Below are 1,953 nucleotides of genomic sequence, written 5' to 3'. Positions count from 1 at the left end.
ACGGTGGCGGTGTCGGCGGTGCGGGGCCTGCCGCCGGGGGGTCGGCGGGTGGCGGGGTCCGGGGTGTGCCGGCTGGTGGTGTGGCGTCGTCGGGCAGTTCGAGGGTCCAGCCGGGGTAGATCAGGTTCGGGTTGGTGAGGGTGCCGCCAATGTCGCGGAAGTGGGTGCCCCGGTTGAGAGCGAAGATCTCCGGCCACCGGTTGGCGTCGCCGAGCCACTGCTGGGCGATTTTCGACAGGGTGTCCCCGCGCCGCACCTCGCACGTGTAGGTCTGCCCGGACGACACGAGCGTCACGTGGCCCGCTACCAGCCGGGCCGGCACCGGATCTCCCATGTCCGCCAGGGCGGACGCCGACGCGGCTGTCTGCCAGGGCCGCGTGTGGTGCCCATCCGTGCTCACCAGCCACACGGCGCCGCTGGGCACGGTGGTTGCCGTAGCCGTAGCCGTAGCGCTGGTGTGGGCGGTTGTCGCTTGTGCTGGCTGGGTGAGGGTCGGTGCGGCCTGGGCGGCGGTGGCGAGGACGCCGCCGGTGATGGCGGCCACCAGGATGGCGGCGAGCCCGCGGGCCGGCGCGATGGCTCGGGGTTGCGGCAGGCGGATGCCCGTGACGGTTTCGGCGACCTCGGCGATCAGCGACCAGATGAACGCCGCCCACGCCGCCCAGAGCAGGCACACGACGGCGTTGCCGAGCATGGCGTCGGTCAGCGGTGAGGTGAGGGCGGTGCCTACGTCCTGCCAGGTGGGGACCTCGCGGGGCAGGGGCCAGCCGACGTATCGGATGAGCGCGTACGGCACGCCGGCGGTGAGCAGCACCAGGGTCCCGAGTCCGGCCAGCCGGCGGGCGGTGGCGGCGAGGAATGCGAACACTGGGGCTCCCGGTCGTTGGGGTGGCGGTCCTGGTCAGTTCGGTGCGGTGACGCCGGTCAGAGGGCTGGCGGTCGCGGTCGCGGACACCGGCAGGTCGCTGATCCCGACGAGGTGCAGCAGTTGGGTGGGCCGGGTGCCGCTGATGGTGACGGTGACGGCGGTGGGGGTGGCGGACGCGGTGACCTGCCCGTCAACGCCGGCCTGTTGGGCGAAGCTCCGCGCGGCTGCGGCAGCCTGGGCGGGCTGGAGCTGGACAGTGCCGGTGGCCCTGTAGGTGGCGAGGTCGATCTCGCGGGCGCCGGCCCGGGCGGCGCCCTGCGCGACGTCGAGCAGCCGCACCTTGTCCGACATGCCCAGGCCCAGGTCGAGGACCAGGCCGGCGAGGATGAGGACGAGGACGACGCCGAAGATCGTCCACGGGGTGATCTGGCCTCGGTCGTCGTGGCGGGCCTGCCGCAGGCGGGTACGCAGCCGTTTCATGGCGCCGTTGTCCCGCGGTAGGTGTCGAGGGGTTGGTGTGAGGTGCCGCGGATGGTGATCGTGCCGGGCAGGCCGAGGCCGTAGAGGTCTTCGAGGCGGACGGTGCATGCCACGGTGGCGCTGACCTGCCCGCCGGGGATGAACGCGCCGGGGTCGACGGTGACGGTGGACGGCTGGCAGGTGAAGGCCCGCCCGGCCAGGGTGGCGGAGGCGCCGTCGGCACCTGCGGCGCGGGCCTCGCCGGGGGTGCGGGCGAGGGACGCCTGGCGGGCCGCGGCGGCGGCGGCGGAGTTGACGTCGATGGCGGCCGAGGCCAGGCGCAGGCACGCCACCACTGCGAGGGCGGCCAGGACCATCAGCGGTACGTAGCTCAGCGCCATCTCGACGCTGACCGAACCGCGGTCTCCCCGCAGCCGCGGCACCCGGCGGCGTGGGTGTCGGCTGCGGCGCTGCTTGCGGGTCACGTCGAGTCTCCTTTCACTCCAGGCGGCGAGGGGGCCAGCGACAGGGTCGAGGGGCGGAAACGCTCGACCGGGGCGCTGGCCTGGGTGCTGACCTGCAGGCGCAGGAACGGCACGACGGCGGGCACCCGGCCGGCTACGGCC

Annotated in this window: 3 protein-coding genes; all 3 read right to left on the bottom strand. The window is 74.1% G+C overall.

Annotated elements, in window-relative coordinates; all coding sequences use genetic code 11:
* Positions 1-868 (bottom strand): LysM peptidoglycan-binding domain-containing protein (locus ABD52_RS37100; protein WP_047894855.1); only part of this gene is annotated, 868 nt, incomplete at its 3' end.
* Positions 869-901: 33 nt separating this feature from the next.
* A complete protein-coding gene (locus ABD52_RS37095; RefSeq protein WP_047894854.1) occupies positions 902-1,348 on the bottom strand; it encodes a pilus assembly protein TadG-related protein in 447 nt (148 codons plus the stop codon).
* Positions 1,345-1,812, bottom strand: coding sequence for a TadE/TadG family type IV pilus assembly protein (locus ABD52_RS37090; protein ID WP_047894853.1), 468 nt, complete (start codon positions 1,810-1,812; stop codon positions 1,345-1,347). Before ABD52_RS37090 ends, ABD52_RS37095 begins: the two co-directional genes overlap by 4 nt.
* Positions 1,813-1,953: the final 141 nt, after the last annotated feature.

Source organism: Micromonospora sp. RV43, assembly GCF_001029515.1.
Taxonomy (GTDB): domain Bacteria; phylum Actinomycetota; class Actinomycetes; order Mycobacteriales; family Micromonosporaceae; genus Micromonospora; species Micromonospora aurantiaca.
Note: the sequence above shows the minus strand (reverse complement) of the source record. Positions and strands in the feature narration are given on the sequence as shown.

Coding starts and splice junctions, on each gene's coding strand:
- ABD52_RS37095 (WP_047894854.1), bottom strand. CDS start 1,348: ATGAAACGGCTGCGTACCCGCCTGCGGCAGGCCCGCCACGACGACCGA.